Origin of the sequence: Rhodococcus sp. T2V, from assembly GCF_029269925.1 — a bacterium.
In the GTDB taxonomy this organism is placed as follows: Bacteria; Actinomycetota; Actinomycetes; order Mycobacteriales; family Mycobacteriaceae; genus Rhodococcus_F; species Rhodococcus_F koreensis.
On the sequence record NZ_JARJBD010000045.1, the window covers coordinates 58,079 to 76,539 of the forward strand.

Annotated in this window: 14 protein-coding genes; 8 read left to right on the forward strand and 6 right to left on the reverse strand. The window is 70.8% G+C overall.

All coding sequences use genetic code 11. The annotated features are described in order from the left end of the window. Positions 1-2: 2 nt before the first annotated feature. Both P3H15_RS31100 and P3H15_RS31105 read right to left on the reverse strand, forming a co-directional pair. Positions 3-1,751 carry an NTP transferase domain-containing protein gene (locus tag P3H15_RS31100; protein WP_276140727.1) on the reverse strand — a complete coding sequence of 583 codons (1,749 nt, stop codon included), beginning with the start codon at positions 1,749-1,751 and terminating at the stop codon, positions 3-5. A gap of 22 nt (positions 1,752-1,773) precedes the next feature. After that, positions 1,774-1,899: a hypothetical protein gene (locus P3H15_RS31105; protein ID WP_255314956.1), complete on the reverse strand. Its 126-nt coding sequence runs from the start codon at positions 1,897-1,899 to the stop codon at positions 1,774-1,776. A gap of 61 nt (positions 1,900-1,960) precedes the next feature. On the opposite strand from P3H15_RS31105, the gene P3H15_RS31110 reads away from it, so the two are divergent. Together P3H15_RS31110 and P3H15_RS31115 are read left to right on the forward strand one after the other, a co-directional pair. Next, a complete protein-coding gene (locus P3H15_RS31110; RefSeq protein WP_276140728.1) occupies positions 1,961-3,406 on the forward strand; it encodes a PLP-dependent aminotransferase family protein in 1,446 nt (481 codons plus the stop codon). Between the two features lie 140 nt (positions 3,407-3,546). Then, the gene (locus P3H15_RS31115; RefSeq protein ID WP_276140729.1) at positions 3,547-4,812 is read left to right on the forward strand and encodes a lipase family protein; all 1,266 of its coding nucleotides are present in this window, start codon (positions 3,547-3,549) and stop codon (positions 4,810-4,812) included. A 13-nt stretch (positions 4,813-4,825) separates the two neighbouring features. Here the strand turns inward: P3H15_RS31115 and P3H15_RS31120 are convergent, their stop codons facing one another. Together P3H15_RS31120 and P3H15_RS31125 are read right to left on the reverse strand one after the other, a co-directional pair. Then, on the reverse strand, positions 4,826-5,134 hold the full coding sequence (locus P3H15_RS31120; RefSeq protein ID WP_276140730.1) for an MGMT family protein: 309 nt from the start codon (positions 5,132-5,134) through the stop codon (positions 4,826-4,828). After that, positions 5,134-5,919, reverse strand: coding sequence for an alpha/beta fold hydrolase (locus P3H15_RS31125; protein ID WP_276140731.1), 786 nt, complete (start codon positions 5,917-5,919; stop codon positions 5,134-5,136). Before P3H15_RS31125 ends, P3H15_RS31120 begins: the two co-directional genes overlap by 1 nt. 56 nt (positions 5,920-5,975) lie before the next feature. Between P3H15_RS31125 and P3H15_RS31130 the strand changes: the two genes are divergently transcribed. Both P3H15_RS31130 and P3H15_RS31135 read left to right on the forward strand, forming a co-directional pair. After that, complete coding sequence (locus P3H15_RS31130) at positions 5,976-9,272, forward strand: ATP-dependent DNA helicase (RefSeq protein WP_276140732.1); 3,297 nt, start codon at positions 5,976-5,978, stop codon at positions 9,270-9,272. Further along, entirely contained in the window at positions 9,269-12,634 is a 3,366-nt protein-coding gene (locus P3H15_RS31135; RefSeq protein ID WP_276140733.1) for an ATP-dependent helicase, read from the forward strand. The genes P3H15_RS31130 and P3H15_RS31135 overlap by 4 nt, the downstream gene beginning before the upstream one ends. Here the strand turns inward: P3H15_RS31135 and P3H15_RS31140 are convergent. Beyond that, entirely contained in the window at positions 12,600-12,998 is a 399-nt protein-coding gene (locus P3H15_RS31140; RefSeq protein ID WP_276140734.1) for a MauE/DoxX family redox-associated membrane protein, read from the reverse strand. The two genes, P3H15_RS31135 and P3H15_RS31140, sit on opposite strands and share 35 nt — an antisense overlap. A 121-nt stretch (positions 12,999-13,119) precedes the next feature. Here P3H15_RS31140 and P3H15_RS31145 point away from each other — a divergent pair, with 121 nt between their 5' ends. Together P3H15_RS31145 and nudC are read left to right on the forward strand one after the other, a co-directional pair. Continuing rightward, the gene (locus P3H15_RS31145; RefSeq protein WP_276140735.1) at positions 13,120-14,187 is read left to right on the forward strand and encodes a TrkA family potassium uptake protein; all 1,068 of its coding nucleotides are present in this window, start codon (positions 13,120-13,122) and stop codon (positions 14,185-14,187) included. A 20-nt stretch (positions 14,188-14,207) separates the two neighbouring features. Beyond that, positions 14,208-15,119, forward strand: a complete 912-nt coding sequence (gene nudC / locus P3H15_RS31150; RefSeq protein WP_072937671.1) for an NAD(+) diphosphatase — start codon at positions 14,208-14,210, stop codon at positions 15,117-15,119. Here the strand turns inward: nudC and P3H15_RS31155 are convergent. After that, positions 15,116-15,370: a mycoredoxin gene (locus P3H15_RS31155; protein ID WP_015890142.1), complete on the reverse strand. Its 255-nt coding sequence runs from the start codon at positions 15,368-15,370 to the stop codon at positions 15,116-15,118. The two genes, nudC and P3H15_RS31155, sit on opposite strands and share 4 nt — an antisense overlap. Before the next feature lie 80 nt (positions 15,371-15,450). On the opposite strand from P3H15_RS31155, the gene P3H15_RS31160 reads away from it, so the two are divergent. Continuing rightward, positions 15,451-17,589, forward strand: coding sequence for an ATP-dependent DNA helicase UvrD2 (locus P3H15_RS31160; RefSeq protein WP_276140739.1), 2,139 nt, complete (start codon positions 15,451-15,453; stop codon positions 17,587-17,589). Between the two features lie 451 nt (positions 17,590-18,040). Continuing rightward, positions 18,041-18,382, forward strand: a complete 342-nt coding sequence (locus P3H15_RS31165) for a WhiB family transcriptional regulator (RefSeq protein WP_072937673.1) — start codon at positions 18,041-18,043, stop codon at positions 18,380-18,382. The last annotated feature ends 79 nt before the right edge of the window (positions 18,383-18,461 follow it).

Genomic DNA, 18,461 nt, shown 5'->3' on the forward strand with positions numbered 1-18,461 from the left:
GGTCAGCGCGGTAGGGGCACCAGTTCGGCGAGATCACCGTCGGCGGCCCCCGCCGGGACCAGCGCCAGCGCCTCGTGGTCGATCAGGCCCGCGAGATGCGCCGTCCGGATTCCGGGGTCCACGCGCCATGTGCCGTCCGGTTGCGGGACGGCGGGCAGGATGCGGGTGGCGTCGCCGCTGACCTCGGACGCATTCGCGATGCGCCCCAGCTGAATCGGTGCCGGGGTGCGACCGGTGAGCGCGGCCGCGATGGACGGAACCGTGGTCAGCAGTGTCACGACCGCGGCGTACGGGTTGCCGGGCAACCCGAGCACCACCCGGCCGTCGGGCAGCAGGGCGGTCACCTGCGAACCGCCCGGGCGGCACCGCACCCGCCCCACCACGATCCGGGCGTCCGCCCGGTCGAGCGCCGCACGCAGCTGGTCGGCCGCGCCGCCGCCGGTGGCCCCCACGATCACGATCAGGTCGGGCCGGCGGACTTCCCGGAACAGCTCGTCGAAGCTGTCGGACGTGTCCCGCAGGTGCGTGTCGGCGACCGTGTGGATGCCGCACCACGAGAGGAACTGGGGGAGAACGGGTCCCAGGGCATCCCGTGTCTGCCCGCGCCGCAGTGGGCCGTCCCGCCGGATCTCGTCTCCCGTCACCACGACGTGCGCGCGGACCGGTCCGCGGACCCCGGCGGTGGTCACCTCCGCGCTGGCGGCCGCGGAGAGGAGCGCGGGCGTGACGGCCGTTCCCTCCGCCGCGAGCCGGTACCCCTCGTGCCAGTCCTCACCGCGACGCCGCGCGTCGTCGCGCACGGGTGCGCCGTCCCTGCGGGACAGTCGCGGCCCCTCGGAAGTGTCTGTCGTCACGGCGAATTCGTCCCGCACGACGGTGGAGGCGCCGCTGGGCAGGTGCGCCCCCGTCGCGATCCGTGCCGCCTCGCCCTCCGCCAGTTCGAGTTCCTCGTCGCTGCCGGCATACCGGATGGCGTCGCGCAGCACCCACGGACCGTCGCCCGCGACGGCGTACCCGTCCATGGCGGATACCGCGATGCGCGGCAGGGCGTCGGCGGCGAGCAGCGGCTCGGCGAGCGTGGCGCCGAGCGATGTGCCGAGCGCCGCGGCGCGCGGTGGCAGTGGGGGGACCGCGGCCAGGATCGCGGTGCGGGCCTCGGCGACGGTGACCGGCGCCGCCGCGGACGTGCTCCGGGCCCGCTCGACGTCCTCCGGTGTGTCGCAGTCGGTGACGCCGCGGAGGAGCACCGTTCCGAACGATTCCGGAACGAGGGCCTTCATGGGCTGGTTCACGGCGGAGCCGAGCGTGCGGAGCCGGTCGGTGAGCGCGCCGACGCGCCACGCGGACAACAGGAATTGCAGGCGGCCCGACTCGTCGACCGCGAACACGGTGTCGGCGTCCTGCACGGCGGCGGCGAGGGCCTCGGTCATCGCCGGTTCCGCGAACGGCAGGTCCGACGCGAGCAGGATCACCCGGTCGGCCGGGTCGGCGTCGAGCACGGCCAGCCCGGCGGCCACCCCCGCGACCGGGCCTGCGCCCGGCGGTGTCTCCTGCGTCTGGAGCACCGTCGAATCGAGGTCGGCGCGGCGAGGTCCCACGACGACGATGCGCTCACAGTCGTCGACGGCGTCGAGGGCGGTGTCGAGCATCCGGCGTCCGCCGACCACGACGGCCGGTTTGTCGACGCCGCCCATCCGAGTGGCTCGTCCACCGGCGAGGACTATCGCGTGAACGGGCGCGGCAGAGTTCATTCCCTCATGCTGCCGCACTCCCTCAGTCGCTGTGCAGGTGGCTGCGCGGAGGGCCGGCCGGCCCGGACCGTCCGCCCTGCGCCGTGCTGACGCAGAGCCAGGCCACCGACGCCAGGCTGAGGGCCGAAAGGATTCCAATTACCAACATGAATCGATTGTCGCCCCGAAGTGGACCGCGATTTCCAGTCCTCTGTGGAAAAGTGGCCTGTATGAGTAGCGAATCGGTCCGAACCGTCTCCGCGGCCGAGTTGGCGGTGCTGCTCGGTGCGGCGCCCGCAGGCGGGCAGCCCCTGTACCGCGGGCTCGCCGACGCCCTGCGCGAGAGGGTCGCCGACGGGTCCGTGGCCGTCGGAGTCCGGCTGCCCGCCGAACGGGCCCTCGCGGAGGAACTCCGGCTCAGCCGGGTGACCGTCAGCGCCGCCTATCGCGAACTGCGAGAGGCGGGTTGGGCGTCGGCGCGGCACGGATCGGGGACATTCGTGGCGATGCCGTCGGGTCCGCCCGCCTGGGGAAGCATGGTCGGGGCGCCGGTCGACGGCGTGATCGACCTCGTCAACGCCGCACCGGTGGCCGCTCCCGAACTCAGGGAGGCGTACCTCGACGCCGTCGACGAGTTGCCCCGCTTCATGCCCCAGCACGGCTACCACCCCGGGGGACTGACCACGCTCCGGGCGGCGATAGCAGACCGCTACACGCGCCGCGGTCGCCCGACCACCGCGGACCAGATTCTCGTCACCGGGGGCGCGGGCGACGCCACCGAGGTGGTGTTCGAGGCACTGGTCGAGGCGGGTGACCGTGTCCTGATCGAGCACCCGACCTACCCCGGCGCGGTCGAATCCGTGCAGGCGGCCGGCGGCAGACCCGTTCCGGTACCGATCGACGCGACCGACCCGGACGCGTTCGTCGCCGACGTGGACCGGGCCGCCCGGCAGAGTGCCCCCACGGTGGCGTATGTGATGCCGGACTTTTCCAATCCGTCGGGAGCCAGGGCAACTCCCGAGGGCAGACGGCGGCTGGCCGCGACCCTCGCCCGCCACGGAGTGGTGACTGTCGTGGACGAAGTGGCGGCGGACATCGTGCTGGACGGTCCGGACGACCTGGAGCCGTTCGGTGTCCCGGTCCCGGAATCGGCGACCGTGGCGATCGGCAGCCTCAGCAAGATCGTGTGGGGAGGTATCCGCATCGGCTGGGTGCGTGCGGAGGCTGCCCGCACCGCGCAGCTGGCCAAGATCATGGCCCGCAGGCAGCTGTCGGTCTCCGTGCTGGATCAGCTTGCGGCCGTGCGCCTGTTCGCCTGGCACGACCGACTGGTCGCGCAGCGCCGCCGCGACCTCCGGGTGCAGCGGGACGCGCTCGCGGCGGCGGTCGACGAGCGGTTGCCCGGGTGGAGTTACGTGCTGCCCGCCGGGGGGCTGTCCCTGTGGTGCAGGCTGCCTGCCGATACGAGTTCGACGGACCTCGTCGCGGCCGCGCGGTCGCGGGGGCTGCTGCTGGCGCCGGGGCCGCGGTTCGGCACCGGCCATCTGTTCGACGACCATCAGCGGATGCCGTTCACACGGCCGGTGTCCGAACTGACCGCCGCCGTGAATGTCCTTGCCACGCTGGTCGTGTCCGCCGATGCCTCGATGTCCGTGACGCCGACGCTCGTCGTGTGATGCGCGGGTGTGTCACGGAAAAGTATCTGTGAATCGAAGTATCGGTCAGAGACCTGTTCGGTACCGGGAAAGGGGCGGATCTTTATCGACGCTCTGGCATAGTGATGCCGTCGACCCGTCGCTGAAATGTGGGGTATGTCATGGGCTCTTTGTTCCGCAGATCCTTCGGCACCGCCGTTGTCGGCTCGGTCCTCGCCCTGACCGCCGCCCTCGTCGGTGCAGGAACTTCCGCGGCACAACCGCTGGTGCCGTTGCCGCACTTGCCGACCCCGCCCGCTGCCGACGCGATCTTCCCGGTCGCCGACCCGGACCCCTTCTACATCCAGCCCACGGACATCGCCGACCACGCCCCGGGCGACGTGCTGAAGATCCGCCAGCTGCCGCCGTCGTACTACTTCCCCGGTAGTGCGATGTGGGAGTTGCTGTTCCGGACCACCGACTCCGAGGGCAGACCGATCGCGGCGAACACCACGTACGTCCTGCCCCCGAACCACGTTCCGGACGGCCCGCTGGTGTCGTACCAGCACATCATCAATTCACTGGGCAACAAGTGCAAGATCGTCACCGAGCTGTACACCACCGACCCCCTGCACCAGATCCGGGAGGCAGCAGGCCTCAACATCGCTCTCGCGCGCGGGTGGGCCGTGGCGCTGCCCGACCATCTGGGACCGCGGATGGCGTACGGCGCAGCCAAACTCGGCGGCCAGATCACGCTCGACGGCATCCGTGCCGTCCAGCGGGTCCCCGAACTGCAGGTACAGAACAGCAAGGTCGGACTGGGCGGGTACTCCGGTGGCGGCATGGCGACGGCATGGGCGGCGGCGCTGGCGCCGAGCTACGCCCCCGAACTGAACATCGTCGGCGCCGCCGAGGGCGGAACACCGATGAATCTGGTGAAGATGGCGGAGGCGTTGGGCGCCAATCCGCACCCCGCATTCGGTCTCGCGATGGCCGCCGCACTGGGTCTCGAACGCGAATACCCGGATCGCATCGACGTCAGCGGCCAACTCAACGACGAGGGCCGCCGGATGAAGCAGATGATCGGCAACGGATGCACGAACGAGATCATGCTGTTCGGACTCGGGCACAGCGCTTCGGAAATGACCGACAACCAGAACTTCATGGACGACCCGGAAGCGTGGAAGGTGATGGAGGAGAACAGCCTGGAGCTGTACCCGGGCGTGCCCACCGTACCGATCTTCGAATGGCACAGTCCGACGGACGCGCTGATCCCGGTCGATTCGATCGACACCACCCTGCGGCGGTACTGCGACGCGGGCACCCCGGTGCAGACGCTGCTCACGCCGACACCCGACCATCTGTCGGCGGCGGCGTTGGGACTGCCCCAGGGGCTGGACTGGATGGACGCCCGGTTCCGCGGCGACCCCGCGCCGAGCACCTGCTGAGGCGGGTGGACCGTCAGCCGGGCGGATCGAACCGGTACCGCGCCGCCGCGAGATCCACGCGGCCGTCCCGGATGTGCACGCCCTCGAGTTCGAGCTTCGCGATCTGCTTGTGCGCGAGGTGCGGCGCCGGCCGCCCCGAGGCGCCCAGCACGCGGTGCCAGGGGAGGTCGGCGGAGTCGGTGCGCATGATCCAGCCCACCGTCCGCGCACTGGACAGCCCGGCCGCCGCGGCGATGTCGCCGTAGGTGGCCACCCGGCCGGGCGGAATCGACGCGACCAGCGCGCGCACCGCCTCGACCTGTTCCTCCGTCGTCGCGACCATCAGAGAAGTGTGCGGATGAGCTCGGCCACCTCGTCGGGCCGGGCCTGCGGCACCATGTGATCGCAGTCGAGGTCGACGGCGGTGAGATTGCCGCCCAGGTGGTCGACGAGGGCCTTGCGGAACGCGGGTGTGACGTACGGCGGCTGCACCTTCGACGCCTGCACGAGCACGGTCGGCAGATGCGCAGGCGGCAGGACCGCCTCGCGGGCCAGTTCGCCCCACGCCGTGACGACGGCCGGGGTGGACAGTCGCCAGTTGACCCGGCCGTTCCCGAGGGGCACCAGGTGTTCGGCGATCTCGTCCTCGAGGACGTCGCGGGCCACCTCGCCCCACGAGCCGTGCAGCTTGTCGGACCGGGCCTCCTCGACGTCGGTGTAGTCGGGGGAGGAGATGGTGAGATCGGCCACCGACTGCATCTGCGCGGGGTCGAGCCCGATCGCCGGGTCGAGCAGCACGAGGCCGCGGATCCGGTCGGGGACCGCGCGTGCCAGGTGCAGCGCCAGGGCGCAACCGAACGAGTGGCCCACCACCAGGACCGGTCCCCGGGCGTGCGCGTCGAGGGTGTCGACGAGGCTCGCGACGTGGGCCTCGAGGTTCCACGGCGGCGACCACGTCGAGCGGCCGTGCCCGAGCAGGTCGGGGGAGATCCACCGGGCGTCGGGCAGCTGGTCGGTGGCCAGCGCCTCCCACCGTCTGCCGTGGCCGGTGAGTCCGTGCAGGGCGAGGATCTCCGTGCCGTCCTCGGCGCCGAACAGGTACGTATTCAGTGCTGACACGTGACCCATGATGCCGGATCGGGCCGCCGCAGGGGATGTCGGACCGTTCTGGTGGAATGCTGCCCATGACGGAATCGGCGGTGCGCACCAGGACGTCGGTTCCCCGGGCCCGGCTCGTGCACCGCCCGAGCCCCGCCCGCCCGGCCCGGGTGTGGGACGACTCCACGCAGCGGGTCCTCACCGCACCGCCCCTCGGCATGGGCTGGAATCCCTGGCAGGTGCTCGGCGGCCCGGGAACCGGCAAGACGTCGCTGCTCGTCGACGTCGCGGTGGACCGGATCGCCGGCGGCGAAGACCCGGAGTCGGTGCTCGTCCTGACGCAGTCGAAGCGAGCGGCGGGCCGGGTGCGCGAAGAGGTGACCGCCGCCCTCATCGGCCACGACGAGCACCACGGGCCCCGGGCCACGCGCGAACCGCTCGTCCGGACCGTCCACTCCTACGCGTTCGCGGTGCTGCGGTTACAGGCCGCCGCCCACGGCAATCCGCCGCCGCGCCTCATCACCGGCGCCGAGCAGGACGCCGTGCTCCGCGAGATGCTGCAGGGCGACATCGCGGACGGCGGCGAGATGTGGCCCGAACGTCTGCGTCCCGCACTGGCGCTGGGCGGCTTCGCCGTCGAACTGCGCGACCTCATGTTGCGCTCGAGCGAGCGGGGCCTCGGCCCGGAAGATCTGATCGAGCTGGGCCGGCGGCACGACCGCTCCGAGTGGGTGGCGGCGGGCATGTTCGCCGCCCGGTACGAGCACGGCATGCTGCTGCGCGGAGCGGTGGGTGTCGAGGCCCCCGAGGCCACGGCGCCGGCGCTGGACGCGGCCGAACTCATCGGTGCGGCCCTCACCGCGTTCGCCACCGACCCGGAGCTGCTGCGCGCGGAACGGGACCGGGTGCGGCACCTGCTCGTCGACGACGCCCAGCACCTCGATCCGCAGGCCGCGGAACTGGTCCGGCTCGTCGGCACCGGTACCCGCACCACGGTCGTGGCCGGCGATCCGGACCAGTCGATCTACGGGTTCCGTGGGGCCGACCCCACGTTCCTCGCCGACCTGGCCGACAAGGGCGATCCCCGGCAGGTGCTGCTACCGGTCAACTTCCGCAGTTCGGCGGAGGTCGCGACCACCGCGGCCCGGATCACGTCCCGCCTGCCGGGGCATCTGCCCCACCGGATCTGGACCTCGTCTCAGGACGGCGGCAGGACGTCGGTCCGGGTCCTGGGCACCGTGGCGAAGGAGGCGGCGCTGATCGCCGACACCCTGCGGCGCGCCCACCTCCTCGACGGGGTGCCGTGGTCGGAGATGGCGGTGATCGTGCGTTCGGTTCCGCGGGCGCTGGCTCCGCTCCGGCGGGCGCTGCTCGGTGCGGGTGTGCCGGTCACCACCGCGGCCTCCGAGTTGCCGCTGGCTCGTCAGCACGGGGTGTCGGGGCTGATGCTGGTGCTGCGGGCACTGTCGGGGCAGGAGTTCACGGGCGAAGACGCGCTCGCCCTGCTCGCAGGCCCGGTCGGCGGCTCGGAACCCGTGGCGCTCCGGCGTCTTCGCCGGGGTCTGCGGCGCGCCGAGCTGGCCTCCGGCGGCGACCGTGACTCCGCGGAACTGCTCCGTCTCCTGCTGGTCGGCGAGACGGACAGCACCCGCAGGGTCACGGCGAAGCTGACCGACGTCGAAGCGGCGTCCCTGAACCGGGTGCTGTCCGTGCTGCGTAAGGCGAGGGTTCCGCTCGCGCGGGGGCGCGGCATCGAGGACGTGCTGTGGGCGGCGTGGCAGGCCACCGGACTCGAACGTCGCTGGTCGGCGGCCTCGGCCCGCGGCGGGCCGATCGGGGCGCAGGCAGACCGCGACCTCGACGCCGTGGTCGCCCTGTTCGACGCCGCGGCGAGTTACGTCGACCGTCTCCCTCGCGCGCAGCTCGCCGGGTTCGTCGACTACCTGACCGGGCAGGCGATTCCCACCGCGCGCACCGTCTCCGTCGTTCCGGGCGACGCCGTGTCGGTGCTCAGCGCCCACTCCGCCGCCGGCCGCGAATGGGACGTCGTCGCGGTCGCGGGGGTGCAGGAAGGGCTGTGGCCGAACCTGCGGGCGCGCGGAAGCCTGCTCGGCACCGAGGCGCTGATCGACCTCACGGGCGGCGTGTCCGACGGCAGCGAGACCGCCGCCGACCGGATGTCGCGCACCGCACCGCTGCTGGCCGAGGAACGCAGGCTGTTCCTGGTGGCGTGCAGCCGGGCGAGGCGGAGTCTGCTGGTCACCGCGGTCGATTCGGCAAGCGGCGATGCCGATCTCGTCCACTCCCGTTTCGTCGGCGAACTGCTCGCCGGAGAACAGGATTCGGACGCAGAGGAGGCGGTCGTTTCCGCGGAGGATCCGGCGACCCGGGTCCTGGCCCTGCCCGCCCTCGTCGCCGAATTGCGCAGCGTGGTCTGCGATCCGGACGTCGCCGAATCCGACCCCGCCCGCCAGGAACGCGCCGCCCGCCAACTCGCCCGGCTCGCCGAAGCCGGGGTGCGCGGCGCACACCCGGACCAGTGGTACGGCACCGCCGAACCGAGCACCGGCGTGGCGCTGTGGAACGCGGAGGACGGACCGGTGTCGCTGTCGCCGTCCACCGTCGACCTGCTCAACACCTGCCCGTTGCGGTGGCTGCTCGAACGCCACGGCGGCCGGGACGGCGACAACACCCACGCCATCGCCGGAACGCTCGTGCACACGCTGGTGCAGGCGCTCGCAGGCCGTATCCCACCCGATCAGGTGGAACGTGCGCTCGAGAACGCCTGGGAATCGATCGATCTCGGCTCCCAGTGGTACTCGCGGCGCGAACTCGACCGCACCCGGGACATGCTCGCCACGTTCACCGCCTGGCTCGGGAACACCCGGTCCGTACTCACCGAGGTCGGCGTCGAGGTGGCCGTCGACGGCGTTCTCGAACCGCGGGAGGAGGGTTCCCCGAAGATCCGGCTGCGGGGGCGGATCGACCGGCTCGAACGCGACGCCGAGGGCAGGCCCGTGATCGTCGACGTGAAGACCGCCCGCTCACCCGTCACCAAGGACGACGCCCAGCAGCACGCCCAGCTGGCCGCGTACCAGGTGGCGGCGGCCACCGGTGCGATCGACGGGGAGCCGGCGTCGAAACCCGGTGGGGCGCGGCTGGTCTTCGTCGCCAAACCACACAACAAGGAAGGCGCGACGCAGCGGGTGCAGGCACCGCTGTCGGAGGAAGATCTCGAGACGTGGCTCGCGGTGATCCATGCGGCGGCCGCCGCCACCAAGGGGCCGGAGTTCCTCGCCCGCGTCAACGACGGATGCAGGCACTGCCCGGTGCGGACGAGCTGTCCCGCGCACGACGAGGGACGGCAGGTGACGTCGGAATGACCATCCGAATCGACCCGGTGGAACTCGCGATCGGACTGGGGCAGCATCCGCCGACCCCGGAACAGGCCGCCGTCATCGCGGCCCCTCTCGGCCCGACCCTCGTCGTCGCAGGGGCAGGCGCGGGCAAGACCGAGACAATGGCCGCCCGCGTCGTGTGGCTGGTGGCCAACGGGGTCGTCGACCCCGAGGCGGTGCTGGGTCTGACGTTCACCCGCAAGGCGGCGCAGCAGCTGACCGCCCGGATCAGAAGACGCCTTGCCAGGCTCGCGGGTTCGGACCTGCTCCGCCGGGTCGACCCGAGCGGTGACCTCCGGTCGCGCATCCTCGCCGGCGAACCGGAGGTCAGCACGTACCACTCCTACGCCGGGCGATTGCTGTCCGAGCACGGGCTCCTGCTGCCCATCGAGCCGGCGGCGACGCTGCTGTCGGAGACGGAACTGTGGCAGCTGGCGCACCGGGTGGTCAGCTCGTGGGACGGCGACCTCGACACCGACAGAAATCCGGCGTCCGTCACCGAGGCGGTCCTCGCGCTGGCCGGGCAGCTCGCCGAGCACCTCGTCGAACCGGACGACCTGCGGGAGGCGCATACCGAACTCGACAAGCTCGTCCACACCCTGCCCGCCGGACCGCGGCAGCGCGGCGGCCCCGGCAAGGAACTGCTCGACATCCTCGGCACCCAGCATCGCCGGGTCGAACTCCTGCCGCTGGTGCAGCGGCTCGCGGACACCCTGCGACGGGAAGGCGCGCTCGACTTCGGCAGTCAGATGTCGCTGGCGGCACGCGTGGCCGCGGACCACGCCGAGGTCGGCCTCGCCGAGCGCACCCGTTTCCGGGTGGTGCTGCTCGACGAGTACCAGGACACGGGACACGCGCAGCGGGTGCTGCTGTCGTCGCTGTTCGGTGGCGGGCTCGACGGCGAACTTGCGCTCACCGCTGTGGGCGACCCCATGCAGTCGATCTACGGCTGGCGCGGTGCGTCGGCGGCCAACCTGCCCCGCTTCGCCACGGATTTCCCGCTGACGAACGGGGATCCGGCGCCGACGCTGGAACTGCTCACCAGCTGGCGCAACCCGCCGGAGGCCCTGGCGCTGGCCAACATGGCGTCGGCGTCCCTGCGGGAGCGGGGCGTGGCGGTCAGCATGCTGCGGGCGCGACCGCAGGCCGTACCCGGGGACGTGCGGCTGGCGCTCACCGGTGACGTGGTGCAGGAACGGGAATGGGTGGCCGACCGCATCGCCGAACAGTACGCGGACGCCGCGAACCGGGGCGAGGATCCGCCGACCGCCGCGGTGCTGATCCGCCGCAACGCCGACGCGGCACCGATCGCGGAGGTGCTGCGGTCGCGGGGCCTTCCGGTCGAGGTGGTCGGTCTCGGCGGTCTGCTCCACACGCCGGAGGTGGCCGACGTCATCGCGATGCTCCGGGTCGTCGCCGACCCGATGGCGGGCAGTGCCGCCGTCCGGATGCTGACCGGCGCGAGATGGCAGATCGGGGCCGCCGACCTGACGGCGCTGTCGCGGCGAGCGTCCGAACTGGCCATCGGAACGGGTTACGGAACCACCGGCGCTGTCACGGATTCGGCCGCCCTCGCCGACGCCGTCGGCGAGGCGCTGCCCGGTGAACACGCGGAGCAGGCGGGGCTGGCGGACGCGCTGGCGGATCCCGGCCCCGCAGAATGCTATTCGCAGGTCGGCTACGCACGGATCACCGCGGTGGCGGCGGAGCTGGCGTCCCTGCGTGAGCGGATCGGGCAGCCGCTCACCGAACTGGTGGCCGAGGTCGAACGGGTGCTGGGGATCGGCATCGAAGCGCAGGCCCGGACGCGGCAGTCGGCGCGGGGGAGTGCGGGCCGGGAACACCTCGACGCCTTCGCCGACGTCGTCGCCGGTTACGCGAACCGCACGTCGGCCACCGTCACCGGACTGCTCGCCTTCCTGTCCGCCGCGGAATCGGTCGAAAAAGGCCTGGCGCCCGGCGAAGTCGAAGTGGACCCGCACCGCGTCCAGGTGCTGACCGTGCACTCCGCGAAGGGGCTGGAGTGGGAAGTGGTGGCGGTGCCGCACCTCACCGCAGGCGTCTTTCCGTCGCGGACAGCGTCCGGGTCCTGGCTCGGTGCGCTCGGCGAACTGCCGCCGTCGCTGCGTGGAGACCGGGCGCGGCCGGGCGAGTCGGCCGACGGTGTGCCCGTCCTCGAACTCGAGAACCTGTATGACCGGAAAGACCTCGAGGAGGCCGTGAAGGCGCACAAGTCGGCGCTGGCGGCCCGCCGACTGGACGAGGACCGCCGGCTGTTCTACGTCGCCCTCACCCGCACCGAACGGGTGCTGTTCGCTTCGGGTCACCACTGGGCAGAATCGGGAACCGAGCCGAAGGGGCCGTCGGAGTTCCTCACCGAACTGCGCGACATGGTGACGGACGAGGAGCACGAGGGTATCGGGATCGTCGATCTCTGGGCGCCCGCACCCGAACCCGAGGAGCAGAACCCGCTGACCAGCACCCCCAAGTCGGCTGTGTGGCCGCGGGATCCGCTCGGTCTCCGCCGGGAGGCGGTCGAGCGTGGTGCGGCGCTGGTCGTCGCGGCACTGAAGAACGTCGGCACGCAGGCGCCGGCGGACGACGACGACCCCGAGAACTGGGCAGCCGACGTCGACGCCCTCCTCGCGGAGCGGGAAGCGCGTGCGAACGCCCGGACCGAGGTGGTGTTACCCGGCCAGCTGTCGGTGAGCCAGCTCGTCGAGCTCGAGGCCGACCCGGACGCCCTGGCCGCCCGGCTGCGGCGGCCGCTGCCGTTCCCTCCGAATCCGCTCGCGCGGCGCGGCACCGCGTTCCACGCATGGGTGGAGCGCCGTTTCGGAGCCACCCGGCTGCTCGATCTCGACGAGCTGCCCGGTGCCGCCGACACGGGTGCGGGCCCGGACGCCGATCTCGCGACGTTGCAGGACGCGTTCCTGCGCTCGCCGTGGGCCGACCGCAACCCGACGGAGGTCGAGGTGCCGTTCGAGACCTCGGTGGCGGGGACCGTGCTGAGGGGCCGGATCGACGCGGTGTTCACCGACCCCGACGGCGGGTGGACGGTGATCGACTGGAAGACCGGGGCCGAACCGAGCGCGGCCAACGAGAAGGCCGTCGTGATGCAGCTCGCCGCGTACCGGCTGGCATGGGCCGAACTGATGGACGTTCCGATCGAGCGGGTGCGCGCCGCATTCCATTACGTGCGGACCGGACGGACGATCGCGCCGGACCGCCTCCCCGGCGCCGACGCGCTCGCCCGACTTCTCAGCACCGCCGGCGAACCGGATCTCGCCGACGGACGTCCCGAAGACGAGCTCAGGCGTGACGCCGAGCTTTCAGGGCCTCGGTGACCAACGGGATCTGCAGCGGAAGACGCAGCAGCGCACCGGTTTTCTGCACGGTCGTCGTCTTCGGGCTCGTCAGCCAGTCCACTGCCATGTTGATGTTGGCGGGGAAGACGGCGACGAACAGCAGTGCGGCGAGACCGCCACCGAGCCTGCGCGTGCGCGGCACGGCCAGCGCGGCGCCGATCGCGAGTTCGGCGACCCCGGACACGTAGGTGTAGGTGCGGGCGTCGCCCGGCAACTGTGTGGGGACCGTGGAATCGAAGAACTTCGGGGCGGCGAAGTGCATCGTGCCCGCGCCCAGCAGCAGTGCGGCGAGACGAAGTGCGGGCTTCTGGCTCGGTCGTGGTGTGACGCTCTCTCGTTGCATGACGCCAGCTTGCCCGAACCACCCGGTTCGCGACAACGAGGCTCCGACGTGTGTCCGGTGGGACGATCGGGGTTAGGCTGCCAGCCGATGTCGGAGTTCAGTGCAACGTGGAGACGAACATATGGCCGGTAGGCTGCGTGAGAGATTGAGCAGGTCGGACACCCTCACCGACCGGCCGGACTTCGCGTTGGTGGGTGTGCTCCGGATTCCGGAGTTGCAGACGAGTCCGGCGCGGGCGATCTACCGCCGGGTGGGGATCGCCCTGGCGGCGTTGGCGTTGGCGGTCATCATCGTCTACATCGACCGGGCGGGTTACCGCGACGTGCAGGACAACGAACTGTCGTTGCTCGACTGCATCTACTACGCGACGGTGTCGTTGTCGACGACGGGATACGGCGACATCACGCCGTTCACACCGTCGGCGAGGCTCGTCAACGTCCTCCTGATCACGCCCCTTCGAATCTTCTTCCTCATCGTCCTGGTCGGTACGACTCTCTCCGCGCTCACGGCGAGCTCCCGGCAGGCGTTCAAAATTCAGCGTTGGAGGCAGCACGTGCGCAATCACACCGTGGTGATCGGCTACGGAACCAAGGGACGCACCGCGATCGACGCGATGCTCGGCGACGACGTTCCGCCGTCGGAGATCGTGGTGGTCGACACCGACCACGCCGTGCTCGACTCGGCGGCCAGCAAGGGCCTCGTCACGGTCCACGGATCCGCCACCAAATCGGACGTGCTGCGGTTGGCGGGCGCGCAGAACGCGTCGGCCATCATCGTCGCCGCCAACCGCGACGACACCGCGGTGCTGGTGACGCTGACGGCGCGCGAGATCGCACCGAAGGCGAAGATCGTCGCCGCGATCCGCGAATCCGAGAACACGCATCTGCTCCGGCAGTCCGGCGCCGACTCGGTGGTCGTGTCCTCCGAGACCGCGGGCCGGCTCCTCGGCATCGCCACGAAGACGCCGAGCGTCGTCGAGATGATGGAGGACCTCCTGACTCCGGAGGCGGGTTTCGCGATCGCGGAACGTCCCGTGGAGCGGGACGAGATCGGCGGCTCCCCACGCCACCTCGCGGACATCGTGCTCGGTGTGGTGCGGGACGGCCGCTTGATCCGGGTCGGCTCGCCGGAGGTCGATTCGATCGAGGAGAACGACCGACTGCTGTACATCCGTCGGGTCGCCAACTGATCGGCAGTAGTGTCGACGGCGTGACTGTATTCCGGCTCAACGACACCCCGCTCCTGTCCCGCTCCGCCGTCGGGCGGGCCGAGGAATTGCGTTCGGACACGGACGCGCTGCGTGCGGGCTGGCGGGATGCGCTGCTGCTGCGCGTCAATCACCGCGGACAGGTGCGGGTGGGGGACGACGGTCTGGTGTTCGCAGAGGCCACCGAACTCGGCCCCGAACCGAAACCGGGGGCGGTGTTCCTCGGCATTCGCAAGGACCGGCACGTGTGGGCGGTGCGGGTGCAGGCGCTGACCGGCGAGCTGGCCGATCTCCGGATTCTGGGCGGCACGCTGGACGACGCCGACGCCGGTGTGCTCACCGGCGCCCTCGCGATGCTCAACTGGCACGACAGCGCCGGCTTCAGCGCGCTCGACGGCGCGGCGTCGGAGCCGACGATGTCGGGATGGTCGCGGATCTCGACGAGCACCGGTCACGAGGAATTTCCCCGCACCGATCCGGCGGTCATCTGCCTCGTGCACGACGGCGGAGACCGTGTGCTCCTCGCCCGGCAGCCCACGTGGCCACCGCGGCGGTTCTCGATCCTGGCCGGATTCGTCGAAGCCGGAGAATCCCTCGAGACGTGCGTCGTCAGGGAGATCAAGGAAGAGGTGGGCGTCGACGTCCGTGACGTGCGCTACCTCGGCAGCCAGCCGTGGCCGTTCCCCCGTTCGGTGATGATCGGGTTCGCGGCCGTCGGCGATCCCGACGCCCCGCTGACGTTCGCGGACGGCGAGATCGCCGAGGCCCGGTGGTTCACCCGGGACGAGGTGCGCACGGCACTCGAACTCGGCGACTGGGCGTCGGACACCGACGCCACGCTGCTGCTGCCGGGCTCGATATCCATCGCGCGCGGAATCATCGAGTCCTGGGCTGCGGCAGCGACGGAGTCCTAGACGCCGAGAAGCTGCTTGACCTGCGCCAACGACGGGTTGGTGGCGGTGCTGCCGTCGGCGAACTTGACGGTGGGCACGACGTGGTTGCCACCGTTGACGCTGCCGACGAACTCCGCCGACGCCGGATCGTCCTCGATGTCGATCTCCACGTAGCCGATGCCGGATTCGTCCAGCTGCGTCTTCAGGCGCCGGCAGTAGCCGCACCAGGTGGTGGAGTAGATGGTCAGGGCCGGGGTGTCGGTAGCAGTCACGGCGGATATAACACCACGAGCCCGCCGTGTGTTCCCACTGCGGTGTTCGTCCGCTTCGCGCCGTGTCGGTCGCCCCTGTCATGATGGACGCCATGTCAGCAGCCGGCGCAGCAGAGGTGACGACTACCGGTCTCGATCCCGAACAGTCCGCAGCGGTCCTCGCTCCCCGGGGGCCGGTGTGTGTGCTGGCCGGTGCCGGAACAGGCAAGACCCGGACCATCACCCGGCGGATCGCGCACCTCGTGGCAGGTGGGCACGTCGCCGCGGGGCAGGTGCTGGCGGTGACGTTCACGGCGCGCGCGGCAGGCGAGATGCGCGGGCGGCTGCGCAGCCTGGGCATCGGCGACGGGGGAGCGCAGGTCCAGGCACGTACGTTCCACGCGGCCGCGCTGCGGCAGCTGCGGTACTTCTGGCCGCAGGTGGTCGGCGACACGGAATGGCGGCTGCTGGACCGCAAGTTCGCGGTCGTGTCGTCCGCAGCCGGACGGGTCGGCCTGTCCACCAGCACGGAGAGCATCCGGGACCTGGCGAGTGAGATCGAGTGGGCCAAGGCCTCGCTGATCGCGCCCGAGGACTACCCGCGTGCGGTGGCGAAGTTACGCCGGGAAGCGCCGGTCGACGCCGCCAAGGTCGCCGAGGTGTATCACGGCTACGAACAGCTGAAGGCCCGCGGCCAGGACGGGATGCTCCTCGATTTCGACGACCTCCTGCTCCACACGGCGGCGGCACTCGAAGAGCACTCGGCCGTCGCGGAGGAGTTCCGCGACCGCTACCGCTGCTTCGTCGTCGACGAATACCAGGACGTCACCCCGCTGCAGCAGCGAGTCCTCGACGCCTGGCTCGGGGAGCGGGACGACCTCACCGTCGTCGGGGACGCCAACCAGACCATCTACTCGTTCACCGGCGCCACCCCGAATTACCTGCTCGACTTCTCGCGCCGGTTCCCCGAGGCCACCGTGGTGCGCCTCGAGCGCGACTACCGTTCGACCCCCGAGGTCGTGTCGATGGCGAACCGGGTGATCGGAGCGGCGCGCGGCCGGATCGCGGGCACCCGTCTGCAACTGATCGGTCAGCGCGACTCCGGGCCGGAACCGAGTTTCGTCGAGTTCGACGACGAACCGGCCGAGGCCGCCGGGGTGGCCCGCACGATCAAGCGGCTCATCGCGTCCGGCACGCCGGCGGCGGAGATCGCGGTCCTGTACCGGATCAACGCCCAGTCCGAGGTGCACGAGCAGGCGCTGACGACACTCGACATCCCGTACCAGGTGCGCGGCGGTGAGGGCTTCTTCACTCGCACCGAGGTGCGTCAGGCCGTGGCGGCGCTGCGCCAGGCCGCGGGCCGCGACGACCTCCCCGACGCAATCGGCGCCGACCTCGTCACGCTCGTCCGCGCCGTCCTCGTCCCGCTGGGGCTGACGGACGCCGAACCGGCGGGTGCGCAGGCCCGCGAGCGCTGGGCCTCTCTGTCGGCGCTCGTCGCGCTCACCGAGGAACAGCTGACCCAGGATCCGGAGTTGACCCTCGACGCACTGCTGCGCGAGCTGAGTCTGCGGGCGGAGGCGCGGCACCCACCCGTCGTGCAGGGCGTGACCCTCGCGTCCCTGCACGCCGCGAAGGGTCTCGAATGGGACGCCGTGTTCCTCGTCGGCCTCACCGACGGAACGCTGCCCATCCAGCACGTGCTCGGCGACTCCAACTCGGCGCCCGACGACGCGGCCGTCGAGGAGGAACGCCGGTTGCTGTACGTCGGCGTCACCCGCGCCCGTGAGCACCTGCAGATGTCGTGGGCGTTGTCCAGGAACGAGGGCGGCCGCAAGTCGCGGCGCCGTTCGCGGTTCCTGCACGGGCTCATCCCCGAAGACTCACCGGCGTCGCGGATCGCGGCGCCCGTCAAGAGCAACAAGAAGCGTCCCCGGTGCCGGCTGTGCGGAAAACAGCTGATCGGGACGACCGCGACCATGCTCGGTCGCTGCGAGGGGTGCCCGTCGAACGTCGACGTGGAACTGCTCGAATCGCTGCGGTCGTGGCGGCTCGAGAAGTCGAGGGAGCTGAAGGTCCCGGCGTACGTGGTGTTCAGCGACAACACGTTGACGGCTCTCGCCGAGCAGCGCCCGCAGGACGATCGCGGACTCGTCGCGATCCCCGGGATCGGTGCGAAGAAGCTCGAGCAGTTCGGCGAAGACGTCCTCGGTGTGATCAAGGGAAGCGGTACTCGCTGAACGACTCCCGCACGCGGGCGAAGTAGCACGCATCACTGCAGGTCAAAAATAGGTTGTGCGGTTCTGGAGAATTGCCTACTGTGGTTTCAGTGCGCGGGGAGACCCGTGTGGTTCACATCGGATCGAGAAGAAATGGAGGTGGCGGTGAAATGACGAAGTTCCAAGCACATGAGACGGCAGTCGCTGCTGCCTCCGCGTTGTTCGGCATGAACGCGGCGGAACAGGCACCGGCGATCGTCTGGTCGGCAGCCCGTCGTCGTCCCGCAACAGCAGTCGAGTCCGTGTATCGGAGTTGTCGAGGAATTCCTCGATAGATCAACTCCCACCGTCTTTTCAAGGCCACGGACCCGCATCGCGGACCGTGGCCTTCGTAGTTCGAGCACCTTTCCCGCTCGCAGCCTCGGCTCTGGTTCGCACCCATTTCAACGAACCGAAGAGAATAACCGTCGCAATGAGAGCAGAGGAGAACGACGTGTCTACCGTGACATGCCGAGGGGTATCCGAAACCTCAACCGCCACAAGCGGATTTGTTCAGATCGCTACCGCACGTGGTGACCTGCCGTGCCGGGTCGACGACCCCGACCTGTGGTTTGCGGACTCTCCCACCGAACTGGAGCAGGCGAAGGCGCTGTGCGCGTCCTGCCCGATCCGCTCCCGCTGCCTCGACGCCGCCCTCGATCGAGGTGAGCCGTGGGGCGTGTGGGGTGGGGAGATCTTCGACCAGGGTGTCGTGATCGCCCGCAAGCGTCCTCGTGGACGTCCCCGCAAGACGCCGGCTCTGGTGTGTGCGTAGCACCTGTGAGTACTTGTTAACCTTCCGCGGTAGTTGTCAACCTGTCTGAGACAGGTTCTGGTTGATGTTGATGCCTGTC